The organism is Shewanella algae, from assembly GCF_009183365.2.
Taxonomy (GTDB): Bacteria; Pseudomonadota; Gammaproteobacteria; order Enterobacterales; family Shewanellaceae; genus Shewanella; species Shewanella algae.
Window position 1 is genome coordinate 2635504 of the sequence record NZ_CP068230.1, and the last position, 23475, is coordinate 2658978.

Sequence of the window (23475 nt, forward strand, 5' to 3'; positions counted from 1 at the left end):
CAAACTTGGGGTATCCTGTGTCCCAAACAATAAATCCGGGATACCTTTCAACAATGACTGACTTCAATCAATATCGGCAGCAAATCGAGCTCAGAGGCGAAATCCTCAGCTATTTGGATATAGGCCAGGGCCCTGTGCTACTGCTCGGCCACAGCTACCTTTGGGACGCCACCATGTGGCAACAGCAACTGCCTGTACTGGCGAAACACTACCGCTGCATAGTGCCGGATCTCTGGGGCCATGGACAGTCAGGCGCGATTCCCGCGCATACCGAGAGCCTGGCGGATATCGCCACCGATATGTTGACCTTGATGGATAAACTCAGCGTCGATGAATTCACTGTCATCGGCTTGTCGGTCGGCGCCATGTGGGGGGCCGAGCTGGTTCTGAAGGCGCCTTCAAGAGTCAAGGCGTTGGTGATGATGGGCAGCTTCCTCGGCTTGGAGCCCGAAGTTACCCGCAACAAATATATGGCCATGTTGGATGGCATCAGCCAATTGGGGCAAATTCCTGCGCCCATGGCCGAGCAGATAGCACCTATGTTTTTTGCCGTAACCACAGCAAGTCTACGGCCGCAACTGCTGAGTGATTTCGCCAGCGCCCTGCAAAGTATTTCACCAGAGCGGATCCCTGATACCGTCGCCATGGGCAAACTGATTTTCAATCGCCGCGACGCCATGGAAGATGCCGATAACTTGACCCTGCCCTGTTTAATCATGTCAGGAGTAGAAGACACGGCGCGCACTGTACTGGAATCCTTTTTGATGGTCGATGCCATAGACGGCGCCGAGATGGTGCAGATACCGGCAGCCGGCCATATTTCTGTGTTGGAACAGGGCGATTTTATCAACCAAGCCCTGCTGACGTTTCTTGAAAAGCATCACTGAAATCCGGCCGCGATGGATAGACCAGCGCGGCTTTATTTTCTGATACACTGCCGGAAATAAACCGGACACTGTGGTGTTCCCATAAGCTATTTTGTGAGCCTGAATGAAAATACTGAAACCGCTTTTTGAAAACAACCGCCGCTGGGCAGCCAGAATAAGCACAGAAAACCCACAGTTTTTCGAGCAACTGGCCAAACAGCAAAACCCCGAATATCTCTGGATAGGTTGTTCCGACAGCCGGGTACCCTCTAACCAGATCATAGATCTGATGCCGGGGGAAGTATTTGTACATCGCAATATCGCCAACATGGTGATCCACACAGATCTCAACTGTTTGTCTGTTCTGCAATATGCGGTCGATGTCCTCAAGGTGAAACATATCATGGTGGTGGGCCACTACGGCTGCGGCGGCGTCAGGGCCGCCATGGGTACCGACAGACTCGGGCTTATCGACAACTGGCTGGGGCATCTCAGGGATATCTACCGCCTGCACCATCAGGAGCTTGAACACCTCAATGACAAGCAGAAGTTTGACCGCCTCTGTGAGCTCAATGTGATTGAGCAGGTCGCCAATGTCACCAGCAGCAACATAGTCCAGGAAGCCTGGGCCAAGGGACAAAATCTGTCGATACACGGCTGGATATATGGAATAGACAATGGGCTTTTGACCGATCTTGACGTCACAGTGGATGGCGGACATCAAAGGGTGGAATGATCCAAACAGACAAGGGGCGCAGCAGCGCCCCTTGCTTTATCGGTGAAATTTTACGCAGTTGGATTTTTTCCGAAAGAAAGCATCGCAGTATGTTGGCCACCCCGTTATAATTCTGCAGTTAACACGGGTGCTCAGTCATCCGGTCACCCGGCGCATTTCGCGTGACAGCCTTATGGCATAAGGCCTTTTCTGGCGTGACCCTCCCAGAGCACAACACTATCTAAGGAGACACCTTCCATGCCCGGTTTTGAATTGTTTGGTCCTGAAGAAAAACAGGAAGTAGCAGACGTCATGGAGAACGGATTCACCTTCCGTTACAACTTTGATGCCATGCGTAATGATCGCTGGAAAACCCGCGATATGGAGCAGCTCTTATGTGACAAGATGAATGTCAAGCATGCTCACCTGCTCTCCAGCGGTACTGCCGCCCTGCAAACCGCGCTGGCCGCCGCAGGTATCGGCGCCGGGGATGAAGTGATTGTTCCTCCTTTCACCTTTGTCGCTTCTGTTGAGGCAGTATTCATGGCCGGCGCCATTCCGGTATTTGCCGAAATCGATGAGACTCTGTGTCTGTCACCAGAAGGAATTGAAGCCGCCATCACTCCACGCACCAAGGCGGTAAACCTGGTACACATGTGCGGTTCCATGGCCAAGATGGACGAAATCAAAGCCATCTGTGAAAAACACAATCTGGTACTGCTGGAAGATGCCTGTCAGGCTATCGGCGGCAGCTACAAAGGTCAGGCACTGGGCACCATAGGCGCTGTAGGTTGTTTCTCTTTCGACTCGGTTAAAACCATCACCTGTGGTGAAGGTGGCGCAGTGATCACCAATGATGAAACCATCTACAACCACGCCCACATGTTCTCTGACCACGGCCATGATCATATAGGTAATGACCGCGGCGCCGAGTCTCACCCTATTATGGGTCTCAACTTCCGTATCAGCGAGATGAACGCCGCCCTGGGTCTGGCTCAGCTGCGCAAACTGGACACCATAGTGGAGATCCAGCGTCGCAACAAAAAGCTTATCAAAGACGCCATGGCCGATATTGAAGAAGTTACTTTCCGCGAAATTCCGGATCCTGAAGGCGACAGCGCCGGTTTCCTCAGCTTTATGCTGCCAACCGAGCAGCGCACTCAGGAAGTCAGCAAGGCGCTGGCTGCCAACGGTGTAGATGGTTGCTTCTACTGGTATGTCAACAACTGGCACTACCTGAAGAACTGGCATCACATTCAGCAGCTCAAGAGCCCTGCTGCCCTGCCGATCACATTAATCGAAGATCGTCCGGATTATACTAAGGTTTCTGTGCCCAAATCTGACGCTATCATGAGCCGGACCATTTCCATGCTGATCAAGCTGTCCTGGACTGAAGAACAGATTGCCGAGCGCATTGCCAACATCAAGAAAGCATTTGCCCAATAACCTAAAGGGAGCTGGTTGCTATGAGTTTCAAGAATTTTAAAGTCGTCCCCAAAATGATCTTTGGTCGCGGTTCTTTTGTCCAACTGGACGAAGTGCTGGCCGCCGAGCGCAAAGAAGCCAACGATTTCGTGGTTTTCGTAGTGGATGACGTTCACAAGGGCAAGCCACTGGAAGGCCGTTTGCCTTTGAAAGAGCAAGATTTCTTGCTGTGGGTCAATGTCGATGACGAGCCAACCACAGAGCAGGTTGACAGCCTTACCGAACAGGTTCAGGCATTCAACAGCAAACTGCCTGTGAGCGTAGTCGGTCTTGGCGGCGGCGCCACCATGGATCTGGCCAAAGCCGTATCTTTGATGCTGACCAACCCAGGCGGTTCTGCCAAGTATCAAGGCTGGGATCTGATCAAGAACCCTGCGATTCACCATATCGGTATCCCTACCATTTCCGGCACAGGTGCCGAAGCTTCACGTACTGCGGTGCTGTGCGGCCCTGAGCGTAAACTGGGTCTGAACTCTGACTACACAGTATTCGATCAGATCATCATGGACTCCGAGCTGATTGCCGGCGTACCCACAGACCAATGGTTCTACACAGGTATGGACTGCTATATCCACTGTGTTGAGTCTCTGCAAGGTACCTTCCTGAACGAGTTCTCCCGCGCCTACGCCGAGAAGTCCATGGATATGTGCCGTGAAGTATTCCTGGGCGATCACCCTGAGAAAGACGACAAGCTGATGATGGCCTCCTTCATGGGCGGTATGAGTATCGCCTATAGCCAGGTAGGTGCCTGTCACGCGGTTTCTTACGGTCTGTCTTATATTCTGGGTTATCACCACGGTATTGGTAACTGTATCGCCTTCGACGTACTGGAAGAATTCTACCCTGAAGGGGTTGAAGAGTTCCGCGCCATGATGAAGAAGCACAACATCCAGTTGCCGAAGAACATCTGTAAAGACTTGCCGGACGAAACCATTGCCGCCATGGTTAAAGTCACCAAGAGCATGGGGCCTCTGTGGGCCAACGTCTATGGTGACTGCTGGCAGGAAAAAGTCACAGATGAGATGCTGACCAAGCTGTTCCGCCGTATCTAAGCCGGCACAGGACTGCTATGATTAGGGCTCTTTATGAGCCCTTTCTTCTTGAATACTAGGAAAATTGAATGAAAGTCACCCTGTTGATCCCTGCACGCTATGGTTCCAGCCGCTTTCCCGGCAAACCTCTGGCACCGATTAACGGTAAACCTATGATCCAGCACGTTTATGAGCGCGCCGGACTGGCCAAAGGGTTGGATAACATCTATGTGGCAACCGATGATGTACGCATCAAGGACGCTGTAGAGGCCTTTGGCGGCAATGTTGTGATGACCGGCGCCGAAGCGGCCTCCGGCACCGACAGGATTAACGATGCCATTACCCAATTGGGGTTGGCGGATGACGATCTGGTGATCAACCTGCAAGGGGATCAACCCCTGATCGATCCCATCTCCATAGAGCAGATCATCAGTCTGTTCCAGCGTCATCCCGGTGAGTTTGAAATGGCCACCCTCGGCTATCAGATCACCGAAGAGGAAGAGCTGGACGATCCCAAGCATGTGAAGATGGTGTTCGACAACGAATTCTATGCGCTTTATTTCTCCCGCGCCCGGATACCATTCGGCCGTGATGTCAGCGACTACCCTGTCTATAAGCATCTTGGGGTTTATGCCTACACCCGTCGTTTTGTCGAGACCTTTGCCAAGTTGCCTTTGGGCAGACTGGAAGATCTGGAAAAACTGGAGCAACTGCGAGCCCTGGAATATGGTCACAAGATCAAGGTCGCCATCAGCGCATTTGACTCGCCAGAGGTAGATACACCTGAAGATATCCGCCGCTGTGAACAGCGCCTGGCCGTAGACTGAAGCAGGTAGCAAGAGATGGAAATGTCATCTTTGGAAGTCTGGTTGATCATCATTTTGGTGATAGGCGTTATTGCCAGCAACCTGGCAGTGCTCAAGTACAGTGCCAAGTTCAAAATGCCGCAATTTGGCCAGCACAGTAAAGACAAGCAGATAAAGCGTAAGGGTGAAGCCGCTGGCAACACGGATAAAGCCCCGAGCTCCCAGGCTGATGGAAAACATCAGGACAAAAACAAAGACTGACACAAAAAAGGCGCCATTGGCGCCTTTTCCATCTCTACTTAAACCTAGACTTGAACAGGGCTTAGGCTCAATAAAACTGCACATCGGAAACCCGGGTCAACCGGACACCATCAACCACCATCTGCCAGTCGCTTCCGACCCTGTGTGGCGGCTCTGACACTTCAAAACGACTGGAGATAAAACCGATCCCCACTTCAAAGTCGTTACCATCAAACTTCTGGATACCACCACTTATCGAGGTGCGGCTGTTGCCATCATAACGCTGATACTCCACAGAGCCATCGTGCTGAATAAGCAGATACATGTCAGCACTCTGCCACTCTCCGGCATACTCGGCCTTGTCCAGCGGCAAGGGCTGGCCGCAACCACCAAGGAGCCAGGCAAAAGCCAAAACCAGCATATATCTGAGACCGGAACATAGCCCGCTCAGTTTGCTGGCTTTAGATGAGTAAACAGATGAAGGAATTACCGCTGAGTCGTACATGACAAAACTCCTTTTAATCAGATCCTGAAACGATTAGTGACGAAAGCCGCTGGCGAAAAAGGTGTTTCCACAGACAGGGCAAGACATTTTAATGGGTAACGGCTGAAATCCAAGTAAAACCATGATGCAGAGTCCAACTGGTACTGCTAACCAGTTGCCGGCAAAATGAGAAATGATCTTGGCTTCAGTGATATGGTCGGTTTGGGGTTGAAACGAACATGCCTGACAATGACAGGCGTTGTAATGCTTGATGATGCGCTCAAGTCTCACAAAGGCTCCTCCCTGAGTCATACGGCTTATTTATCGGCAGTCGTTGCAGCAGCAACAGAACTGACCAATAAAAACCAATAGCCTACCCTTTTCAAATCAAGCTACCCTAAAGCCAATAACAGTGCAAGCCAGCCTAAAGGACTAAAATTGTTGATTTTGTTGCCTATAAAAACACCGGAGCAAAGAAAAGGCTACCTCGGGTAGCCTTATTCATTCACTGCCAGATGCTCACAACGCCGCGATGGCTTCCTGGCATAGCCTGGTGATCCTGGCCCAGTCGCCTTGCTCCATCGCTTCCACCGGGGCAATCCAGCTGCCACCGATACAATCGACATTCCCCAGCGCCAGGTAGTCTTTGTAGCTGCTCGGGGTGATCCCGCCGGTTGGGCAGAAACGGACATCGGCCAGTGGACCACTGAAAGCCTTGAGCGCATTGACCCCGCCTGAAGCCTCTGCCGGGAAGAACTTGAAGTGGGTATAGCCCAGACCCAGTCCCACCATGACTTCGGAGATACTGGCCACCCCCGGAATAAGCGGGATCTTACCGGCTTTACCCGCCTTGAGCAGTTCCACAGTCGCCCCCGGGGTGATGGCAAACTGAGCGCCGGCCTCTGCCGCCTGCGCCAATTGCGCTTCATTCAGTATGGTGCCGGCACCGACCAAGGCTTCCGGTACCTCGGCAGCTATCCGCCCTATGGCCTCGAGGGCACAATCGGTACGCAGCGTCACTTCCAGTACCCGAATGCCGCCGGCAACCAGGGCCTTGGCCAGGGGCACCGCATGTTCAATCTTGTTGATAACCATTACCGGAATGATCGGGCTCAGTTTAAATATGTCCTTAGGTTGCAAGGACCAGTTATTCTCAAGCATGTACTTTATTCCTTAATGATTAGTAATAGTCATCTATGGCACTGGTACTGCGAGCACCGGTTTCAGGGCTGCTGAGATTGGCGCGCAGCGCACTGAACAACTCACGGCCCATACCGTAACGCACACTTCTCAATTCCACTTTATCGGCACTTCTTGCGGCCAGTTGCTGCTCATCGACCAGCAGACTGAGTTCGCCCTTTTCGGCATCGACCCGCACCAAATCACCGCTGTGCACCTTGGCTATCATACCGCCATCGAGCGCTTCCGGCGTCAGGTGAATAGCCGCCGGCACCTTGCCTGAGGCTCCTGACATACGGCCATCGGTCACCAGGGCAACTTTAAAGCCCCTGTCCTGCAAAGTCCCGAGAATAGGCGTCAGCTTATGCAGCTCAGGCATGCCGTTGGCCTTGGGGCCTTGCCCCTTGACCACCACCACACAGTCCTTATCCAGTTGACCACTGGTAAAGAGCTCATTGAGTTGGTTCTGATCGTCGATAACCACAGCAGGTGCTTCCACCACTCTGTGTTGCTCCTGCACCGCAGAAACCTTGATAACCGCCCGGCCCAGATTGCCCTTGAGCAGCTTAAGACCACCGTTGCTCTGAAACGGCTTGGCCGCTGAAGTCAGCACTTCGCTGTCCAGACTTTCGGTCGGGCCATCCACCCAACTGAGCTCGCCATTGAGCAACTTGGGCTCTTTGGTGTAACGCTCAAGACCAAAGCCGGCAACCGTGTTGACGTCTTGATGCAGTAAACCTGCATCCAGCAACTGCCGCACCAGATAAGCCATCCCACCGGCGGCATGGAAATGGTTGATGTCGGCATGGCCGTTGGGATAAACCCTGGCTAGCAGCGGCACTACATCCGACAGTTCGGAGAAATCATCCCAGTTGACTATGATGCCGGCCGCACGGGCCGCCGCCACTATGTGCATGGTGAGATTGGTCGAACCGCCGGTGGCCAGCAGAGCCACTATGCCGTTGACTATCGACTTTTCACACACCAGCTCGCCTATGGGGCTGTATTGGTTGCCAAGTTCGGTCAAACGGCACACCTGTTTGGCGGCCGCCTTATTGAGCGCCTCACGCAAAGGGTCGTCCGGATTAACAAATGAGGAGCCGGGTAACTGCAGTCCCATGACTTCCAGCATCAACTGGTTGCTGTTGGCCGTACCGTAGAAGGTACAGGTTCCCGCGCTGTGATAGGACTTGGACTCGGCTTCGAGCAAGGCGGCTCTATCGACTTTGCCTTCAGCAAACTGTTGGCGAATACGGGCTTTTTCCTTGTTGGGGATCCCGGACTTCATCGGTCCCGCCGGCACAAACAACATGGGCAGATGACCAAAGCTCAGGGCGCCAATCAGTAGCCCAGGGACTATCTTGTCACAAATACCCAGCAGCAAGGCACCATCAAACATATTGTGGGACAGGCCAACAGCGGTAGCCATGGCAATCACTTCACGGCTCAGCAGGCTGAGCTCCATTCCGGGTTGGCCCTGGGTAACACCGTCACACATGGCCGGTACAGCGCCTGCCACCTGAGCAACGCTGCCCACTTCATTGCAGGCCTGTTTCAGCAATTCGGGATAGTGTTCATAGGGTTGGTGCGCCGAAAGCATGTCATTGAATGCTGTTACTATGCCTATGTTGGCCTTGGTCAGCTGGCGCAGGCTGTCTTTATCGGCTGGCTGACAAGCGGCAAACCCATGGGCCAGATTGCCGCAGCTCAAGCTGCTGCGGTGCACGCCCTTGGCCCTGGCTTCGGCCAATGCCGCCAGGTACTTGCCCCTGTGCTCTTGGCTGCGGGCAATAATCCTGTCTGTTACGGCTTGAACTCTTGGGTGCATCTTGCCTCCTTAAGCGCTCCAGAACACATCGACCGGGGTCTTGCGCTGCGCCAACACGGCGCGGATCGGCATTTCCCTGGGATCGTCACTCTCGAGAGCTTGGTGATATACGGAAAGTTTGGTTTCACCGACCAGATGCAGATAGATCTGGCGGCTGCCGAGCACGGCTTTACGGCTCAGGCTGATCCTGGCGTGAGGCGCATTGCCCGGATGCACGGCGCACAGCAGTGCATCGGTTTCCAGCGCCTCGGTCAGTTGCGCTTCGGGGGCGCAGGGAAACCAGGAGCAGGTATGACCATCATTGCCCATTCCCAACACGACCACATCGAAAGGCCGTGGGAAGTTGGCCAACTGCTCTGTGGCCATACTCAAACCCGCTTCCGGGCTGGCAAACATATTCTTCAGGCCACGAAACTTGGCACTGGCGGCGCGATTTTGCAGTAGATGCTCGCGCACCAGGCGCTCGTTGGAGTCCTTGTCTTCGGCATCCACCCAGCGCTCGTCGGCGAGCGTTATGTAAACATCGCTCCAGTCGATCATCTTGTGGCTGAGCTCGGCAAACAGTTTCAGTGGCGTCGAACCACCGGAAACCACCAGGCTAGCCTTGCCGCGGCTATCTATCGCGTTTTGCAGCGCGCCGGCAATACGCTCGGCCAACTGGGCTTCCAGCGCAGTTGGGTTGTCGAACGATTTGAATACGGTTTCTTTAATCATGCTGTCTCCTTATTCATCCCAGGAGCGGCCGTCTTTGGTGATCAAGGCCACTGAGGCCACAGGCCCCCAGGTACCGGCAGGATAAGGCTTGGGCTTTTCGTTGCTCATCTCCCAGGATTGAATAATGCCATCTACCCAGGTCCAGGCCTGCTCCACTTCGTCGCGGCGCACAAACAATGCCTGATTACCCAGCATAGCTTCGAGCAACAAACGTTCATAAGCATCGGCGATACGTTCGTTCTTGAAGGTGTCTGAGAAGCTCAAATCCAGCTTGGTGGTTTGCAATCGCTGTTTCTGCTCAAGCCCGGGCACCTTGTTCATCATCTGGATCTCCACCCCTTCATGTGGTTGCAGACGAATGGTCAGCTTATTGGGAGGCAGGTTACGATGGCTTGAACGATACAGGTTATGGGGTGGATTCTTGAAATAGATGACAATTTCAGAACTCTTGAACGGCATACGTTTACCGCTGCGCAGATAGAAAGGCACCCCGGCCCAGCGCCAGTTGTCAATATCGACACGCAAGGCGACAAAGGTCTCTGTGTTGGAATCCACGTTGGCGCCCTCTTCCTCCAGGTAACCGGGAACCGGCGATCCTTTGAGGAATCCGGCCGAATACTGGCCGCGCACAGTGTTTTCAAATACATTGTCCTGATTGATGGGACGCAGCGACTTGAGCACCTTCACCTTCTCATCGCGAATGCTATCGGCATCCAGGTTCACAGGGGGGTCCATGGCAATCAAGGTCAACACCTGCAACAGGTGGTTCTGGATCATGTCTCGCATCTGGCCGGCTTTGTCGAAATAGCCCCAGCGCCCTTCAATGCCCACCTCTTCGGCCACTGTGATCTGTACATGATCTATGGTGCGGTTATCCCACTTGGAGGCAAACAGTGAATTGGCAAAACGCAAAGCAATCAGGTTCTGTACTGTTTCTTTACCCAGATAATGGTCAATACGATAGACCTGACTCTCACTGAAGTAGGCAGAAACCTGATCGTTAATCACTCTGGATGACTGCAGATCTGAGCCTATGGGCTTTTCCAGCACCACTCGGGTATCGGGATGGATCAGTTGTTGTTCATGCAGGCAACGGCAGATATCACCGAAGATGGCTGGAGGCGTAGCAAAATAGTTGACCATCACCCGCTTTGCAGGCTCGAGCAATTGGTGGAAGGCTTTGTATCCTTCAGATTCGGTAAAATTGGTGCCGACATAATGGCAACGTTCGAGGAAGCGGGAAAGCGTGGTGTCACACAGGGGTTCTTTAACAAAGGTGCTCAGGGCTGTTTTAACCAGTTCGCGAAAATCTTCGGCAGAGAATTCGTCTTTGGCAACACCTATGACCTTGGTGTCCCGATTGAGCAGGCCAGCCTTATCCAGCTGGTAGAGCGAAGGCAACAATTTGCGCCTTGCCAAGTCGCCCTTGGTACCAAAGAGTACAAAATCACAAGCTTTGGCCTCTGATGTTGTTTTGCCCATTGCTTAATGCTCTCCTTTTGTCGGTGGTGGTTCCGCTATGCGATGAAGAATTCCACACTTTTGTTGTAATATAACAACAGTATTTATTAAATGCATCTATAATTTGCAAATAAAGCCGTGAGGCCAGTCTAGGCAGGTTTGGCAATAATCTGGTATGCTTTTCCTGCTTAAAACCTTCTTATCTCGGAAGTTAGCCTGTTTTCATTCCGGTATATACAGGACTTACGTCAAGATTGGTTTGCACCCTACTTTGTAGTGCTCATGCCTCAAAGAAATAATAAAATTACATAATTTCAACCCAGCGGACGTACGCGTATGAATACCCTAGAAAAGGTTCAAAAAAACCTCCCCCATTTCAGCAAGTCAGAACGCAAAGTAGCCGAAGTTATCCTGGCATCCCCCCAGACAGCTATTCACTCAAGCATAGCAACTCTGGCCAAGATGGCGGATGTCAGCGAGCCTACAGTCAACCGCTTCTGTCGTCGTTTGGATACCAAAGGTTTCCCGGATTTTAAATTACATCTGGCCCAAAGTCTCGCGAATGGTACCCCTTACGTCAGTCGTCACGTTGAGGAAGATGATACACCCGAGTCTTATACCACCAAGATCTTCGAATCTTCCATGGCTTCTCTGGATACAGCACGCCAGAGCATAGATACCACGGCCATCAACAAGGCGGTAGACATACTGACTCAAGCGAAAAAGATCTCTTTCTTCGGTCTTGGCGCCTCGGCCTCAGTAGCACACGATGCCCAGAACAAGTTCTTTCGCTTTAATGTACCGGTTTTATGTTTCGATGATGTGTTGATGCAACGCATGAGCTGTATCAATAGTGATGAAGGCGATGTAGTGGTGCTGATTTCCCACACAGGCCGCACCAAGTCTTTGATCGATATAGCAAGATTGGCCAGAGAAAACGGCGCTGCCGTGATTGGTATAACAGCGCGCCACTCGCCGCTGTCGCAGGAATGTACCCTGCCGGTTACCATGGAGGTGCCGGAGGACACTGATATGTACCTGCCTATGGCGTCACGTTTGGCTCAGTTGGTGATTATTGATGTGCTGGCGACCGGATTTACGCTACGCCGGGGTCCACGCTTCAGGGAAAGTCTCAAGCGGGTCAAAGAGGTATTGAAAGAATCCCGCATCGATAAGAGCGAGCCGCTGTAATCCCCTTTCCCGTAAGCTCCAGGGCAGTTACCAAAATTGGCAACTGCCCATGCCCCGCCTAAAATTAGCCGTAACTCACAAAAATAAAACTTTGAGTTAGATCATTTTGTCTGTAAGTTTCCTACATATTGAGCCGATGTCTGTTAATATAGCGTAAGATTTTTTTAAAACTTAAACGGAGTATATTATGTTCCGCAGAACCAAGATCGTTACCACGCTGGGCCCAGCCACAGATCGTGATGATAACCTGCGTCGTATCATAGCAGCAGGTGCCAACGTTGTTCGCCTCAACTTCTCCCACGGTTCCCCCGAAGATCACCTAAAACGCGCCAGCCAGGCTCGCAGTATTGCGAAAGAGCTTGGTGTACACGTTGCCATCCTCGGCGATCTTCAGGGTCCGAAAATCCGTGTTTCCACCTTCAAGGACAATAAGAAAGTCCAACTCAATCTCGGCCAGCCATTCATTCTGGATGCCGAGCTGGGTAAAGGCGAAGGCGATGAAACCCAGGTGGGTATCGATTACAAGGAACTGCCGGACGATGTGGTTGTCGGTGATATCCTGATGCTGGACGATGGCCGGGTACAACTGAAAGTCGAAAAGGTAGAAGGCCGTAAGGTACATACCAGCGTGACAGTTGCCGGTCCCCTGTCCAACAACAAGGGGATCAACAAGAAAGGCGGTGGTCTGTCTGCCGCGGCGCTGACAGATAAAGACAAGCAGGACATTGTCACTGCGGCACAAATTCAGGTCGATTACCTGGCGGTATCCTTCCCCCGCAGCGGCGCCGATCTTAACTATGCCCGCGAACTGGCGCAAAAGGCCGGCAGCAATGCCCTGATAGTATCCAAGGTAGAGCGCGCCGAAGCCGTAGCTTCCGATGAAGCGATGGACGATGTGATCCTCGCCTCAGATGCCGTCATGGTTGCCCGCGGCGACCTGGGTGTAGAAATTGGCGATCCGGCTCTGGTTGCCGTGCAGAAAAAGCTGATCAGCCGCTCGCGTCAACTCAACAAGGTGGTGATCACCGCGACCCAGATGATGGAGTCTATGATCAGCAGCCCTATGCCTACCCGCGCCGAAGTCATGGACGTAGCCAACGCCGTACTCGATGGTACAGACGCAGTGATGCTCTCTGCCGAGACCGCCGCCGGGGATTATCCGGAAGAAACAGTTCAGGCCATGGCCAGGGTTTGTCTCGGCGCCGAAGCACATCCCAGTGTGCGGGTATCCAAGCACCGTCTGGATGAAAGCTTCAGCTCCATAGAAGAAACCATAGCGCTGTCTACCATGTATGCCGCCAACCATATGCAGGGCGTCAAGGCGATTATCGCCCTGACCGAATCCGGTGCAACGCCCAAGTTGATGTCACGGATAAGCTCGGCGCTGCCTATCTTCGCCCTCGCCCGTCATCAGCCTACTTTGGCCAAGATGGCGCTCTATCGTGGTGTCTATCCGGTTGAGTTTGACTCCACCGTTTATGCCGCCGATGAGCTGGCGAAAAAAGCCCTTGAAAGCCTCAAGGCCAAGGGATACCTGGAGAGTGGTGACATGGTGCTCATGACCAAGGGGGATGCCATGGAAACCGTAGGTGGCACCAATACCTGCAAGGTGTTGATCGTAGCCTAATGGCTTGCCAATAGCGCTAAGCTGATAACAAAACAGAAAAGGTACGCCGAGACGTACCTTTTTTATTTCTACTGCTTTTGTTCTGTTTCAGACTTGGTGATTTTGTTTACATCAGAGCTAAGCCCGCTTGGGACAGGCTTACCAAACTGAAATTCAGATACCAATCAATCTCAATTACAGAGTTTCAAAATCATCGACATTGATTGCCGCCAACCGCAGCTTATCGGCCTCAAGCAACTGCTCATACTCGGCTTTACTGATAACCTCAGCGTCCAATGCCGCCTGATACAGAGATAAAGGCGCCAGTTTGGCAGGCAAACGGCCATCTTTTTGTGCCTTTCTCAGTTTGCCGTGCAGTTCACGGCACTGATATTGAGCCTTGAATGCCGCTTCCACCTCGGCAATACCACTGGTGTCGCCGTCAAACTCAGGACAGAGGAAGGTCAGCCTGTCACGGGCCGGACCCGGTTTAAGCATGCTCTTGACCAGCTCAATGGACTGAGTGTCTTTCGGGCCGTTGAAGTGGTTCCCCAGCGGGAATACCAGCACACGCATGACCCAGGCAACCGGACGATTGGGGAAGTTGGCTATCGCCTGCTCAAGCGCCTTGGCAGCCAGTTGCAATCGGGTATCCATCACATGTTTGACTATCGGCAGATCGTCAAACTGGCGGCCATTGTCTTCAAACAGTTTCAATGTGGCCGAGCCCAGATATAGCTGACTGAGAACGTCACCGAGTCTGGCCGAAATCATCTCCTTGCGCTTGAGATCGCCGCCCAAGATAAGCATCGACAAGTCAGTCACCAGCGCCAGCGCCTTGGACAGACGGGCCATCTGCTTGTAATAGTCGCGGGTATCGCCACTCACGGGTGAGCGCTCAAAATAGCTACGGCTGAGGGCGTTGCCCAAAGAGCCAAAGGCGTTACGCAGCGCATAACCTATGTGGCCCATCAGCAAGGAGTCGAAACGCTCCAGCGCTTCACTGTTGTCTTCCATGCCGGCAGCTTCCATCTCGGCCAGCACATAAGGATGACAGCGGGTCGCGCCCTGACCGAAGATCATCAAACTACGGGTCAGGATGTTGGCCCCTTCCACTGTGATGGAGATAGGGTTGGCCATATAGCCATGAGCCAGATAGTTTTTTGGCCCCATCTGAATACCCTTGCCGGACTGAATATCCATGGCATCGTTCATCACCTGACGGCCAAGCTCTGTCATGTGATATTTGGCAATCGCGGTCACCACAGACGGTTTAACCTTGAGATCTATGCCTGTGGTTGTCAGACGACGGGCCGCTTCCAGCTGATAGGTGTTGGCGATGATCCTTGCCAGCGCTTCCTGAACCCCTTCAAACTGACCTATGGCCATGCCAAACTGTTTACGCACGTAGCTGTAGGCGGTTGTCGTCTTGGTCGCCATATGCGCTGACGACGTCGCCAGCGCCGGCAGTGAAATGCCACGTCCGGCAGAGAGACACTCCACCAGCATACGCCAGCCGCGGCCGGCGTATTGCGGGCCACCTATGATCCAATCCAGCGGAATAAATACCTCTTCCCCTTGAGTGGTACCATTCATAAAGGCCATATTGAGCGGATTGTGACGGCGACCAATTTTCACGCCGGGATGATCGGTTGGGATCAGGGCGCAGGTGATCCCCAAGTTAACCTTGTCCCCCAACAGCCCGTCTGGGTCACGCATCTGAAATGCCAGCCCCAGCACAGTGGCCACAGGTGCCAGCGTGATGTAACGCTTGTTCCAGCTCAGCTTCAGCCCCAGAGTTTCCTCGCCCTGGAACTCACCGCGGCAGACTAGCCCTTCATCGGGAATGGCACCGGCATCTGAGCCGGCTTCGGGGCCGGTCAGGGCGAAACAAGGGATCTCTTCCCCTTTGGCCAAGGCCGGCAACCAATGCTCTTTCTGCTCCTTGGTACCATAGTGAGTCAACAGCTCACCCGGGCCGAGTGAGTTGGGTACCATCACAGTCACGGCGGCGCTGACACTGCGGCTCGCCAACTTACTGACTATGGTGGAGTTGGCATAGGCAGAAAACTCACGGCCACCGTATTTTTTGGGGATGATCAGCGCAAAGAAGCCTTCTTTCTTGAAGTACTCCCACAGCTCAGGCGGTAAGTCCTTGCGGTTGTTGACTATGTCATAGTCATCAATCATCTTTAGCGCCGTCATCACCTGATGGTCGATAAAGTCTTTCTCTTCGGCGCTCAGTGCCGGCTTGCCATAGGCGTGCAGGCTTTCCCAGTTGGGTTTACCACGAAACAGCTCGGCTTCCCACCAGACATCACCGGCCTCCATCGCTTCACGCTCTGTATCAGAAAGCGGCGGTAACACCTTACGAAAGAAGGCCAATACCGGCCGTGTCACGAACTGCAGGCGTATATTGCGCACGAAGAACAGCGCTATCAGGGCAACAATTATTAGAAGGATAATACTCATAACCAGACCTTTATTCTGCTTGAGAAACCAGCGGCACAGCCACACCGGCGGCCATGTAGGGGATCACCTTGCGGATGACCGCCTCTATATCATTATGTTCACCAAAGTCGGCTTCGGCTATCTCATTGAGCGCATCGGCCGAGGCCATGGTGAAAACTATGGTTCCCAGGGTAAAGTGCAAGCGCCAGAACATCTCTGCCGGCGGAATGTGAGGTGCACTGCCGGACACAGCCTGAACAAACTGATCCAGATGCTCACCATAGTGGGTGGTAATAAACCAGCGCAAGTGCCCCTGGCTTTCGATGTAACCGCGACCGAGCAGTTGCAGGAAGATACTGGTTCCTTCGTTGCGGACTTTGTTGAGTTCAAGCAGCGGTCCCACCAGGGAGGAAAAAATGGCATCCAAAGAAGCTTGTTTATCCCGGCCGATAAGCTCATTGATGGCGTTGGACGCCGACGGCATAAACACGTCCAGGTAACGTGCCAAAACCGCGCGGATGAGCTCTTTTTTGGAACCAAAATGGTAGTTTACAGATGCAAGATTCACTTCTGCTTTGCTGGTGATAAGCCTGAGGGAGGTTTCTGAAAACCCCCGCTCGGCAAACAGCTTCTCCGCGGCATCGAGAATTCTTGTCTTGGTATCAGATCGACTTGCCATTCCGTGACCTTAGTTAATTTAAAACACTCGTTTAAATTAAACATTGGTTACACTTATGTCAAACTAAATCTCGGCCTCTTAGGCCCGCAAACCGCCGTTAAAGACAGCTCAGCGAAAGCCTGCTCCTTTGTGGTTGGTCTCGCGGGATTCAAGCCGTTTGGCTTCTGATTTAGGCAACATCACATAGAGGGCCCCATAGCCGCCATGTTCGCGCTGAGCGCTGTGAAACGCTTGCACTTCATCCATCTGCGACAACCAGAAGTTGACACAGGACTTGATAAGCCCAGGAAACGGCTTACGATTCTGCCCTTTGCCATGGATCACCAGCACGCAGCGGTGGCCCAAAGCCACCTGAGCTTGAATGAAACCGAGCAGATAATCTCTGGCTTGGCGCACCGACATGGCATGAATATCCAGCTCGGCGGCTATCTTGTATTTGCCGAGACGTAAATTCTTGAATACCGCCTCCTGGATCCCCTGCTGCTTGTAGCTGAGCATATCATCGGGTTTCACTCTGGGGATCAGCGCTAAATCCAAGGTCAGGCGCTGCAGGTACTCATGGGCCTCGGCGGCGGCTTTGCGTGCCTGTTTTGACTCGCTGGAAAGAGGTTTCGCTCTGGTCTGGGCCTGGGTTTGTTGCTTGAGCGGCACCACATCGGCCATTTCTTGCATAAAAAGTGTCAGATCATCTGCTTTCATGATGCGACTCCTCCAACTTATGACGAGGTTTACACACTTTGTAAAGAAATCAATCTTCTGTTACCAAGGGGCTTCTATTATAGTGAGGTCAGATGAGCCTGCTTAGATGATTTTAATGAAATTCCTGACCCTATTGTTCTTTTGCCTGATTTCTGTGCTTCAGCCCCTCAAGGCCGCCGAATTGCAGGATAAAGACCAAGCAGCCCTTAATCGTGTCTATGTCATGTTCAACCGGGCATTTAATGAACTCGACTCAGCTCCTTTGGAGGATATATACGCCGAGGATGCCACTTATATTCCTGAACAGCAAAGCCTTGCCATAGTTCAGGGGCGTGAAAACGTACTCAAACTGTATCAAAAGTTCTTTGACCGAATTCGCCATAAACAAGCCAGGATAGATGTGGATTTTAGGGTTGTTCAGCGTCAGGCACACGGAAAGAGCGCCACTGACATAGGCTATTATCTGGTGCGTTTTCACCCGCCAAAAGATACTGAAGAACCCATGAGCGAGTTTGCCGGTAAAATCGTTATCGTCAGCCATAAAGATAAAAAAGGTAACTGGTTAGTGGATGTTGATACCAGCAACCGCGCCGAGCCTGAGCATTATTTCAACGCCAAACCCCAACCTAACCTGTATTATGGCGAGCAGTTTGCCCCCGTGCCCCCTGCCAGCGATCTCCCACCCAGTGTTGAAATTGAAATCGTTCATGCCAAGTAATTGGCAGTACTTGAGCGTGTGCCCTGCGGATATAAGGGCGCTATCGTTTTTGCTGCAATTACAATGACGGATTACCTTGTTCACTTCTCTTGCTGAAGTTCACGACAAATAAAAGGAATTATGAGTCAGATGACGCCATCCAAAGCCTTATTGAACGATTGCAAATGGTTCGATCGCACCTTTACCGGCAAATACACTAACCTGGATTTGGTAAGCGAAATCACTTTGCCCATCTCTTTGAGCTTTTTTACTTTGCCCTGGAGAAAAGAGCTGCCGCTGCTTTTGAGCCTAGTTCCCGTTATTGTGCTGGCCACTCTGCTGGCACCTTTTATGGGAAAGGTTCAGTTGCTGTTGCTCCCTGCCTGTAGCGTCATCTGGTTTTTGATATATATCCAGGTACGCAAAGGCCGGATACTGACTCAGTTAGGCGTGAAAAGCAGTGCCAAAGACGAGCGGCAGATAAGGATAAACCAAACCTGTATTCTCCTGCCTCAATATCTCACGGGAGCAACGACCGCTGTCGCCAAAGAGGATATTGCGAGTCTGGTGTTCCACTGGGTGGGCTATCATGACAATCATCAGCTTGAGCGCAAACGAGCTCACGCCGTGACAGTTAAGCTGAAAAACGGCCGGGAGTACCGGCTCTCTGGTACGGCCTATCCCTTACGAAGCCTGCTTTATCTGGCCATTTTCTTTGACTACCCGCTGCAGCTGATAGAAGCTTTACCTGCCAAAGGACGCCTTATCCAATTTGCCATAGGGCTTGCGTTCAGTGTTTTGATGCTCAATCTGGTAATGATTTTCATCATCCACTAACCAAAGCTTCCAAGGCCTAGCAATATAGCCGCTTTTCAATGCAAGGCTGCCGTCAAAGCGCTATTATGAGCGAAACTCAAGCCGGGATGCCGGCGCCTTTTTACCATTCACGATTGAAACAGAGATTGAAACAGAAAATCCCGATGCCAACCAATACCCTTTGCCCTTGCCACTCCAAGCTCCCCTACTGCGAATGCTGTCAGCCGCTGCACACTAAGCAGCACACAGCTGCTACTCCAGAGCAGTTGATGCGCTCCCGCTATGCCGCCTTTGTCAAACAGGAGTTTGACTATCTTATCGATACCCATCACCAGGACTATCGACAGGGACTCACGACGCAAATCCTGGCACAAATGCCAAAGACTCAGTGGCTGGGACTGCAGATTGTCGAGCGGGAACCTTTGACTCCGGGGCAAACCCAGGCCAGAGTCACTTTCAAGGCCTGGTATTTGGCCGATGGCCAGTTGGACGCTATTTTTGAAGAATCGAAATTTATACTTGAGGCCGGCAACTGGTTTTACACCGAGGGCAAGCAGTTCGCCGTCAGCTATCCCAAACGCAATGAACCCTGCATTTGCAACAGCGGTCACAAGTTCAAACACTGCTGTCTGAAACGGATTTAGCTAGGAGTTATTTAAGTTCGGCCCCAAGTTGGCCAGAGTGAGCTTGGGCTGGCTAATCAGTGCAGCAACAGCGGTTGACTCTGCTGCAAGAAAGCGCTGAATTCAGCTTCTCTGAGTGCCGGGCTGTACAGGAATCCCTGGGCCTGATGACACATGCAGGATGTGAGAAAACGTTCCTGCTCGGCGGTTTCAACTCCTTCTGCTGTCAGAGAGATATTCAGCGCCTTGGCCATGGCGATAATCGCGCTGACGATTTCGCGACTCTCGCGGCTAATATTGAGATCTGAGATAAAAGACCTGTCTATCTTGAGCTTGCTGATGGGAAACTGTTTCAAATAGCGCATTGAACTGTAGCCCGTACCGAAATCATCAATGGCAAGCCCTACCCCCAAATCTGCCAACTCCTGGCATAGATTGGTGGCATAGCGTATATCTTCCATCAACTCGGTTTCGGTGATCTCCAGAATAAGCGTACCTGGCTTCAAGCGGTAACGATTGAGCAGTTGCCACACCTGCTCATAAAGATTGCTGCCGAAAAACTGCCGCGCCGACACGTTCACATGCATGGCGATATTAATATTGTGGTGCTGCCACAAATTAAGCTGGCGACAGGCGGCCTCCAGCACCCAGGTACCTATGGCATTGATAAGCCCAGACTGTTCGGCAATATCGATAAAGGCGCCGGGATACAGTACTCCCCGCTTGGGATGGTGCCAGCGGATCAGTGCTTCGGCACCTATGTAACTGCAGCTTTGCAAATCTTTAAGCGGCTGATAATAAAGTTCAAACTGTCTGCCCCGAATGGCGGCGTGCAGATCTCTTTCTATCTGGGCATCATCTTTGAACGCCTTGAGCAACGCGCTGTTGAAAAACTGGATTGCCGTACCCTGCTTCTTCTTGGCGTATTGCAGCGCAATATCGGCACAAGTCAGCGGCGCTACCAATTCGGCGACTTCGGCAATGTCCACCGCCGCCAGTGCCGGCTTGGGATCCACTTGCTCACGGCCGATATTGATGGGATTGCACAACTGTTGATAGAGGCGATGACAACAAACATCGATATCAAGCTCGTTGTTATCATCGAGCAGGAGGGCAAACTCATCACTGCCTACCCTGGCAATATTGCAGCCGGGATAAAGAGAGGCAAAGTGTTTCAAACGGCGGGCCACTTCAATCAGCAAGGCATCACCCTGTTCATGCCCATAGGTATCATTGAAGCGTTTAAAACCAATCAAATCGATCAGCAGCAACTGCCCGCTATAGGTTCTATCGAGTAAACGATTGAAATGGGTGCGGTTGTATAGTCCGGTCAGGCTGCAACGCCAGGCCAAGCGCTCAAGTTCGGCCTGATAATTATGCTGCTCGGTACAATCTTCACTGGAGACCAAGACATAATGGTTACCGCGCTGAGTGATAAATTGACTGGCATGATATCTGAGCCAGTATTCCTGGCCCTGCTCACGATTGAGCATCACTTCACCGGTAGCCACTTCACCGCGCAGTACTTTGGCCAGGGTCATTTCAGCCTGTTTGGGTTGCTGATGAAAAAAGGCCAATTGCTTCAGGCTGGCACCAAGCATTTTTTCTTTCGGGATACCGGTGATCTGTTCATGGGCGCTGTTGATGTATTCAATCGCTTCTGTGTGCAGATTGATTAACATGGTGACCTGGGCCGACTGCTCCGCGGCCGACTGAAACAGCGTCAGTAGTTCATCTTTACGGTAGGCATCATAGGTCGCCAGAGTCAGCGCCAGTTGATCAGCGACTTGCGATGCCAGGTGGATTTCCAAATCGCTCCAGAGTTCGCCGGCAATAGTTCGCTCCAGGCTCAATACGCCTTCAATGTGGCCATTGATCCTGATAGCGATATCCAGGGCACTGGCAATACCGTTGGCGTTAAAGTAGACCTCGGCAAGCTCGCTCATCCGCCAATCTGCTAGCGCGTCATTGGCGTCAATGTGGCGTCTTTGTTTGAGTTGATCTATATAGGCGGGTATTTGACTGAGGTGTTGCGGTCTGGGCGTCTGAATAGGTCGCCCTGAGCCAAAGCGGGCAACTTCAAACTGCACATGTTGATCCCTGGACCAGGACCAGACACTGGCGTGTTGCACATCAAGGTACTGACACAAGAGCTCAGTAGCCAGTTCAGCCGTCTTGGCGAAATCGCCCTGCTGCTTGGCAACCGAGTTGGTCAACAACTCCAGCAATCGCTGATACCTACGTCGCTTCACACATGTCCTCAGGTTCCCTTTCGGGCTTAAAGAAACCCGCGCCGAATGCGCGGGCCTGTTATCACTTCTCTGCGCGAGATTACACTTTTACATAATATCCAGCAAGATAACTCATACTTTCTTACATTTACCCTGCCATGGGCGGCCTCACAACCTTTCGGATCTGGCCACCTTTGACCATTTACTTAAGTCACTTATGCCAAGCCGTTTTCCAACTGAAAAATCATTTTCTCGGCACTACAGGAAAAAGTCAGAGCCAGGGTAACAGCCTGCTCATCGTTGCAGAGCTCAGCCTTGACATCGGCGAAGCGGCCTTCGGCCAATTGCTTTAGCGCCTCGACATCGGCTACCGCCGACTCACCTTGAAAAGTCAACGAAAGCAAGGTGTCTCCTTCTTCGACCACTGTCCCTATATCCACATAGCTGCCACACTCGGCACAAGTGTCCTGCACATTGGCGGCCTGAGCCTGTTCAATACTCTTCATCTATATGTCTCCGATGCTGATAGGCACGCACCATTATACGACATTGACAAGACCCGGACTGAGGCAAGACTCACGCAGTTTGATAAAGACCGGCCAACCTGCGCTGCTCGGAGAGTTGGTCAACAAACTCCATCAAAGCCACCTTGGGTTGGTTCAAGACACCTTCCGTGCGCAGCCTTGTGTGCCAATCGCAGTTATCCAGCGCCACCTGCATTCCGCTATCTCTCTTTCCCCTGATAACCAAAGGTTCGGGCATCAAGGCCTGGGCCAGTTGAAAGCTGCGCTCGCCCTCACTGATAAAATGATAACTGTTGTCTACCAGGGAAGGTTCTTGACTCAAGTCCCCAACCAAAGGTTGAGGCGCAGGCAGATCAAATTGCTGCCGCAGGACAGTGTCCTTTTCAACATCGTCATGCAGGTGAAACTGGGGCCAATCGCGCACATCCTGAGACAGCAACGCCAAAAGCAGGGCAAACTCCCCCCGGCGATGGGACTCAACAGCTAGATTAAGCCGTTCGCCCAATTGCAGTTCATTGATTAAGGAAACATCAGTGCGCATAAAAAAACATCAACAAAACAACTCGTTGTTAGTTAATCGACCAAATGACCACGAACTTTAGCCCTTTTTTTAAAATCGGGCTTTACATGAAAAAGGTTTCTGACTACTATGGCGGCCGCAATTGAGGAGGGGTTCCCGAGTGGCCAAAGGGATCAGACTGTAAATCTGACGGCTCCGCCTTCGAAGGTTCGAATCCTTCTCCCTCCACCATTTGCCTACAATTTAAAAGACACGAAAGTGAAATCGTGGAGGGGTTCCCGAGTGGCCAAAGGGATCAGACTGTAAATCTGACGGCTCCGCCTTCGAAGGTTCGAATCCTTCTCCCTCCACCATCTTTCACTCTAATGTCTGGCTCCAAATATGTGGAGGGGTTCCCGAGTGGCCAAAGGGATCAGACTGTAAATCTGACGGCTCCGCCTTCGAAGGTTCGAATCCTTCTCCCTCCACCATTTCTTTTATATTCCTTTAGTCAATCTTCCAAGTTTTTTATCTACGCCCACCGCGTTTAATTCCTTAACAATCAATTATCTAGCCTGTGGCTGTGTCTTAATGCGCCTGAGTTTTCGCTATCCATTGTCATTACCTTTGGTTATGATTAAGACCATCCT

The 23475-nt window shown here is 52.1% G+C and carries 23 protein-coding genes and 3 tRNA genes; 14 read left to right on the top strand and 12 right to left on the bottom strand.

The genetic code is table 11. The features are described 5' to 3' along the window. Positions 1-53 precede the first annotated feature (53 nt). From E1N14_RS11725 to E1N14_RS11750, 6 genes are all read left to right on the top strand, one after another. Positions 54-887: an alpha/beta fold hydrolase gene (locus tag E1N14_RS11725; protein WP_025010254.1), complete on the top strand. Its 834-nt coding sequence runs from the start codon at positions 54-56 to the stop codon at positions 885-887. A gap of 103 nt (positions 888-990) precedes the next feature. After that, a complete protein-coding gene (gene can / locus E1N14_RS11730; protein ID WP_044734561.1) occupies positions 991-1602 on the top strand; it encodes a carbonate dehydratase in 612 nt (203 codons plus the stop codon). 237 nt (positions 1603-1839) lie between these two features. Continuing rightward, positions 1840-3027, top strand: coding sequence for an 8-amino-3,8-dideoxy-alpha-D-manno-octulosonate transaminase KdnA (kdnA, locus tag E1N14_RS11735; protein WP_025010253.1), 1188 nt, complete (start codon positions 1840-1842; stop codon positions 3025-3027). Positions 3028-3047: 20 nt separating this feature from the next. Next, a complete protein-coding gene (kdnB, locus tag E1N14_RS11740) occupies positions 3048-4118 on the top strand; it encodes a 3-deoxy-alpha-D-manno-octulosonate 8-oxidase KdnB (protein WP_025010252.1) in 1071 nt (356 codons plus the stop codon). Positions 4119-4186: 68 nt separating this feature from the next. After that, on the top strand, positions 4187-4924 hold the full coding sequence (gene kdsB, locus E1N14_RS11745; protein WP_025010251.1) for an 8-amino-3,8-dideoxy-manno-octulosonate cytidylyltransferase KdsB: 738 nt from the start codon (positions 4187-4189) through the stop codon (positions 4922-4924). Positions 4925-4945: 21 nt separating this feature from the next. Then, complete coding sequence (locus E1N14_RS11750) at positions 4946-5164, top strand: DUF2897 family protein (RefSeq protein ID WP_025010250.1); 219 nt, start codon at positions 4946-4948, stop codon at positions 5162-5164. 67 nt (positions 5165-5231) lie between these two features. Here the strand turns inward: E1N14_RS11750 and E1N14_RS11755 are convergent, their stop codons facing one another. The 6 genes from E1N14_RS11755 to zwf form a co-directional block, all read right to left on the bottom strand. Next, positions 5232-5648 (bottom strand): hypothetical protein, encoded by a 417-nt coding sequence (locus E1N14_RS11755; RefSeq protein WP_025010249.1) that lies wholly within the window; start codon positions 5646-5648, stop codon positions 5232-5234. A gap of 33 nt (positions 5649-5681) precedes the next feature. Then, positions 5682-5918 carry a hypothetical protein gene (locus E1N14_RS11760; RefSeq protein ID WP_139190686.1) on the bottom strand — a complete coding sequence of 79 codons (237 nt, stop codon included), beginning with the start codon at positions 5916-5918 and terminating at the stop codon, positions 5682-5684. Between the two features lie 228 nt (positions 5919-6146). Further along, entirely contained in the window at positions 6147-6788 is a 642-nt protein-coding gene (locus tag E1N14_RS11765; protein WP_025010248.1) for a bifunctional 4-hydroxy-2-oxoglutarate aldolase/2-dehydro-3-deoxy-phosphogluconate aldolase, read from the bottom strand. Between the two features lie 19 nt (positions 6789-6807). After that, the gene (gene edd / locus E1N14_RS11770) at positions 6808-8634 is read right to left on the bottom strand and encodes a phosphogluconate dehydratase (RefSeq protein ID WP_025010247.1); all 1827 of its coding nucleotides are present in this window, start codon (positions 8632-8634) and stop codon (positions 6808-6810) included. Between the two features lie 9 nt (positions 8635-8643). Continuing rightward, a complete protein-coding gene (gene pgl / locus E1N14_RS11775) occupies positions 8644-9348 on the bottom strand; it encodes a 6-phosphogluconolactonase (RefSeq protein WP_044734564.1) in 705 nt (234 codons plus the stop codon). Between the two features lie 9 nt (positions 9349-9357). Next, a complete protein-coding gene (gene zwf / locus E1N14_RS11780; RefSeq protein WP_025010246.1) occupies positions 9358-10830 on the bottom strand; it encodes a glucose-6-phosphate dehydrogenase in 1473 nt (490 codons plus the stop codon). A 315-nt stretch (positions 10831-11145) separates the two neighbouring features. On the opposite strand from zwf, the gene E1N14_RS11785 reads away from it, so the two are divergent. Both E1N14_RS11785 and pyk read left to right on the top strand, forming a co-directional pair. Then, on the top strand, positions 11146-12000 hold the full coding sequence (locus E1N14_RS11785; protein ID WP_028781506.1) for a MurR/RpiR family transcriptional regulator: 855 nt from the start codon (positions 11146-11148) through the stop codon (positions 11998-12000). Between the two features lie 187 nt (positions 12001-12187). Continuing rightward, entirely contained in the window at positions 12188-13627 is a 1440-nt protein-coding gene (gene pyk, locus E1N14_RS11790) for a pyruvate kinase (protein ID WP_025010245.1), read from the top strand. A gap of 174 nt (positions 13628-13801) precedes the next feature. Here the strand turns inward: pyk and E1N14_RS11795 are convergent, their stop codons facing one another. The 3 genes from E1N14_RS11795 to smrA form a co-directional block, all read right to left on the bottom strand. Next, positions 13802-16078, bottom strand: coding sequence for an acyl-CoA dehydrogenase (locus E1N14_RS11795; RefSeq protein WP_062793440.1), 2277 nt, complete (start codon positions 16076-16078; stop codon positions 13802-13804). Positions 16079-16088: 10 nt separating this feature from the next. Continuing rightward, complete coding sequence (psrA, locus tag E1N14_RS11800; protein ID WP_025010244.1) at positions 16089-16736, bottom strand: TetR family transcriptional repressor PsrA; 648 nt, start codon at positions 16734-16736, stop codon at positions 16089-16091. A gap of 108 nt (positions 16737-16844) precedes the next feature. Continuing rightward, positions 16845-17435: a DNA endonuclease SmrA gene (gene smrA, locus E1N14_RS11805; protein WP_025010243.1), complete on the bottom strand. Its 591-nt coding sequence runs from the start codon at positions 17433-17435 to the stop codon at positions 16845-16847. A gap of 115 nt (positions 17436-17550) precedes the next feature. On the opposite strand from smrA, the gene E1N14_RS11810 reads away from it, so the two are divergent. The 3 genes from E1N14_RS11810 to E1N14_RS11820 all read left to right on the top strand — a co-directional run bounded on the left by E1N14_RS11810 (position 17551) and on the right by E1N14_RS11820 (position 19592). Beyond that, complete coding sequence (locus E1N14_RS11810) at positions 17551-18153, top strand: YybH family protein (RefSeq protein WP_025010242.1); 603 nt, start codon at positions 17551-17553, stop codon at positions 18151-18153. Positions 18154-18282: 129 nt separating this feature from the next. Beyond that, positions 18283-18969 carry a hypothetical protein gene (locus E1N14_RS11815; protein ID WP_144158835.1) on the top strand — a complete coding sequence of 229 codons (687 nt, stop codon included), beginning with the start codon at positions 18283-18285 and terminating at the stop codon, positions 18967-18969. A 143-nt stretch (positions 18970-19112) separates the two neighbouring features. Then, complete coding sequence (locus E1N14_RS11820; RefSeq protein ID WP_025010240.1) at positions 19113-19592, top strand: YchJ family protein; 480 nt, start codon at positions 19113-19115, stop codon at positions 19590-19592. Positions 19593-19648: 56 nt separating this feature from the next. On the opposite strand, the gene E1N14_RS11825 is transcribed toward E1N14_RS11820, so the two are convergent. The 3 genes from E1N14_RS11825 to E1N14_RS11835 form a co-directional block, all read right to left on the bottom strand. Beyond that, positions 19649-21823 (bottom strand): putative bifunctional diguanylate cyclase/phosphodiesterase, encoded by a 2175-nt coding sequence (locus E1N14_RS11825; RefSeq protein ID WP_028781500.1) that lies wholly within the window; start codon positions 21821-21823, stop codon positions 19649-19651. A gap of 194 nt (positions 21824-22017) precedes the next feature. Then, entirely contained in the window at positions 22018-22308 is a 291-nt protein-coding gene (locus E1N14_RS11830; RefSeq protein WP_025010239.1) for a DUF406 family protein, read from the bottom strand. Positions 22309-22378: 70 nt separating this feature from the next. After that, the gene (locus E1N14_RS11835; RefSeq protein ID WP_062793439.1) at positions 22379-22867 is read right to left on the bottom strand and encodes a VC2046/SO_2500 family protein; all 489 of its coding nucleotides are present in this window, start codon (positions 22865-22867) and stop codon (positions 22379-22381) included. 125 nt (positions 22868-22992) lie between these two features. Between E1N14_RS11835 and E1N14_RS11840 the strand changes: the two genes are divergently transcribed. The 3 genes from E1N14_RS11840 (at position 22993) to E1N14_RS11850 (ending at position 23316) form a co-directional block, all read left to right on the top strand. Continuing rightward, a tRNA-Tyr gene (locus E1N14_RS11840) sits at positions 22993-23077 on the top strand. A gap of 37 nt (positions 23078-23114) precedes the next feature. Continuing rightward, positions 23115-23199 (top strand) — tRNA-Tyr (locus E1N14_RS11845). Between the two features lie 32 nt (positions 23200-23231). Continuing rightward, positions 23232-23316 (top strand) — tRNA-Tyr (locus tag E1N14_RS11850). Positions 23317-23475 lie beyond the last annotated feature (159 nt).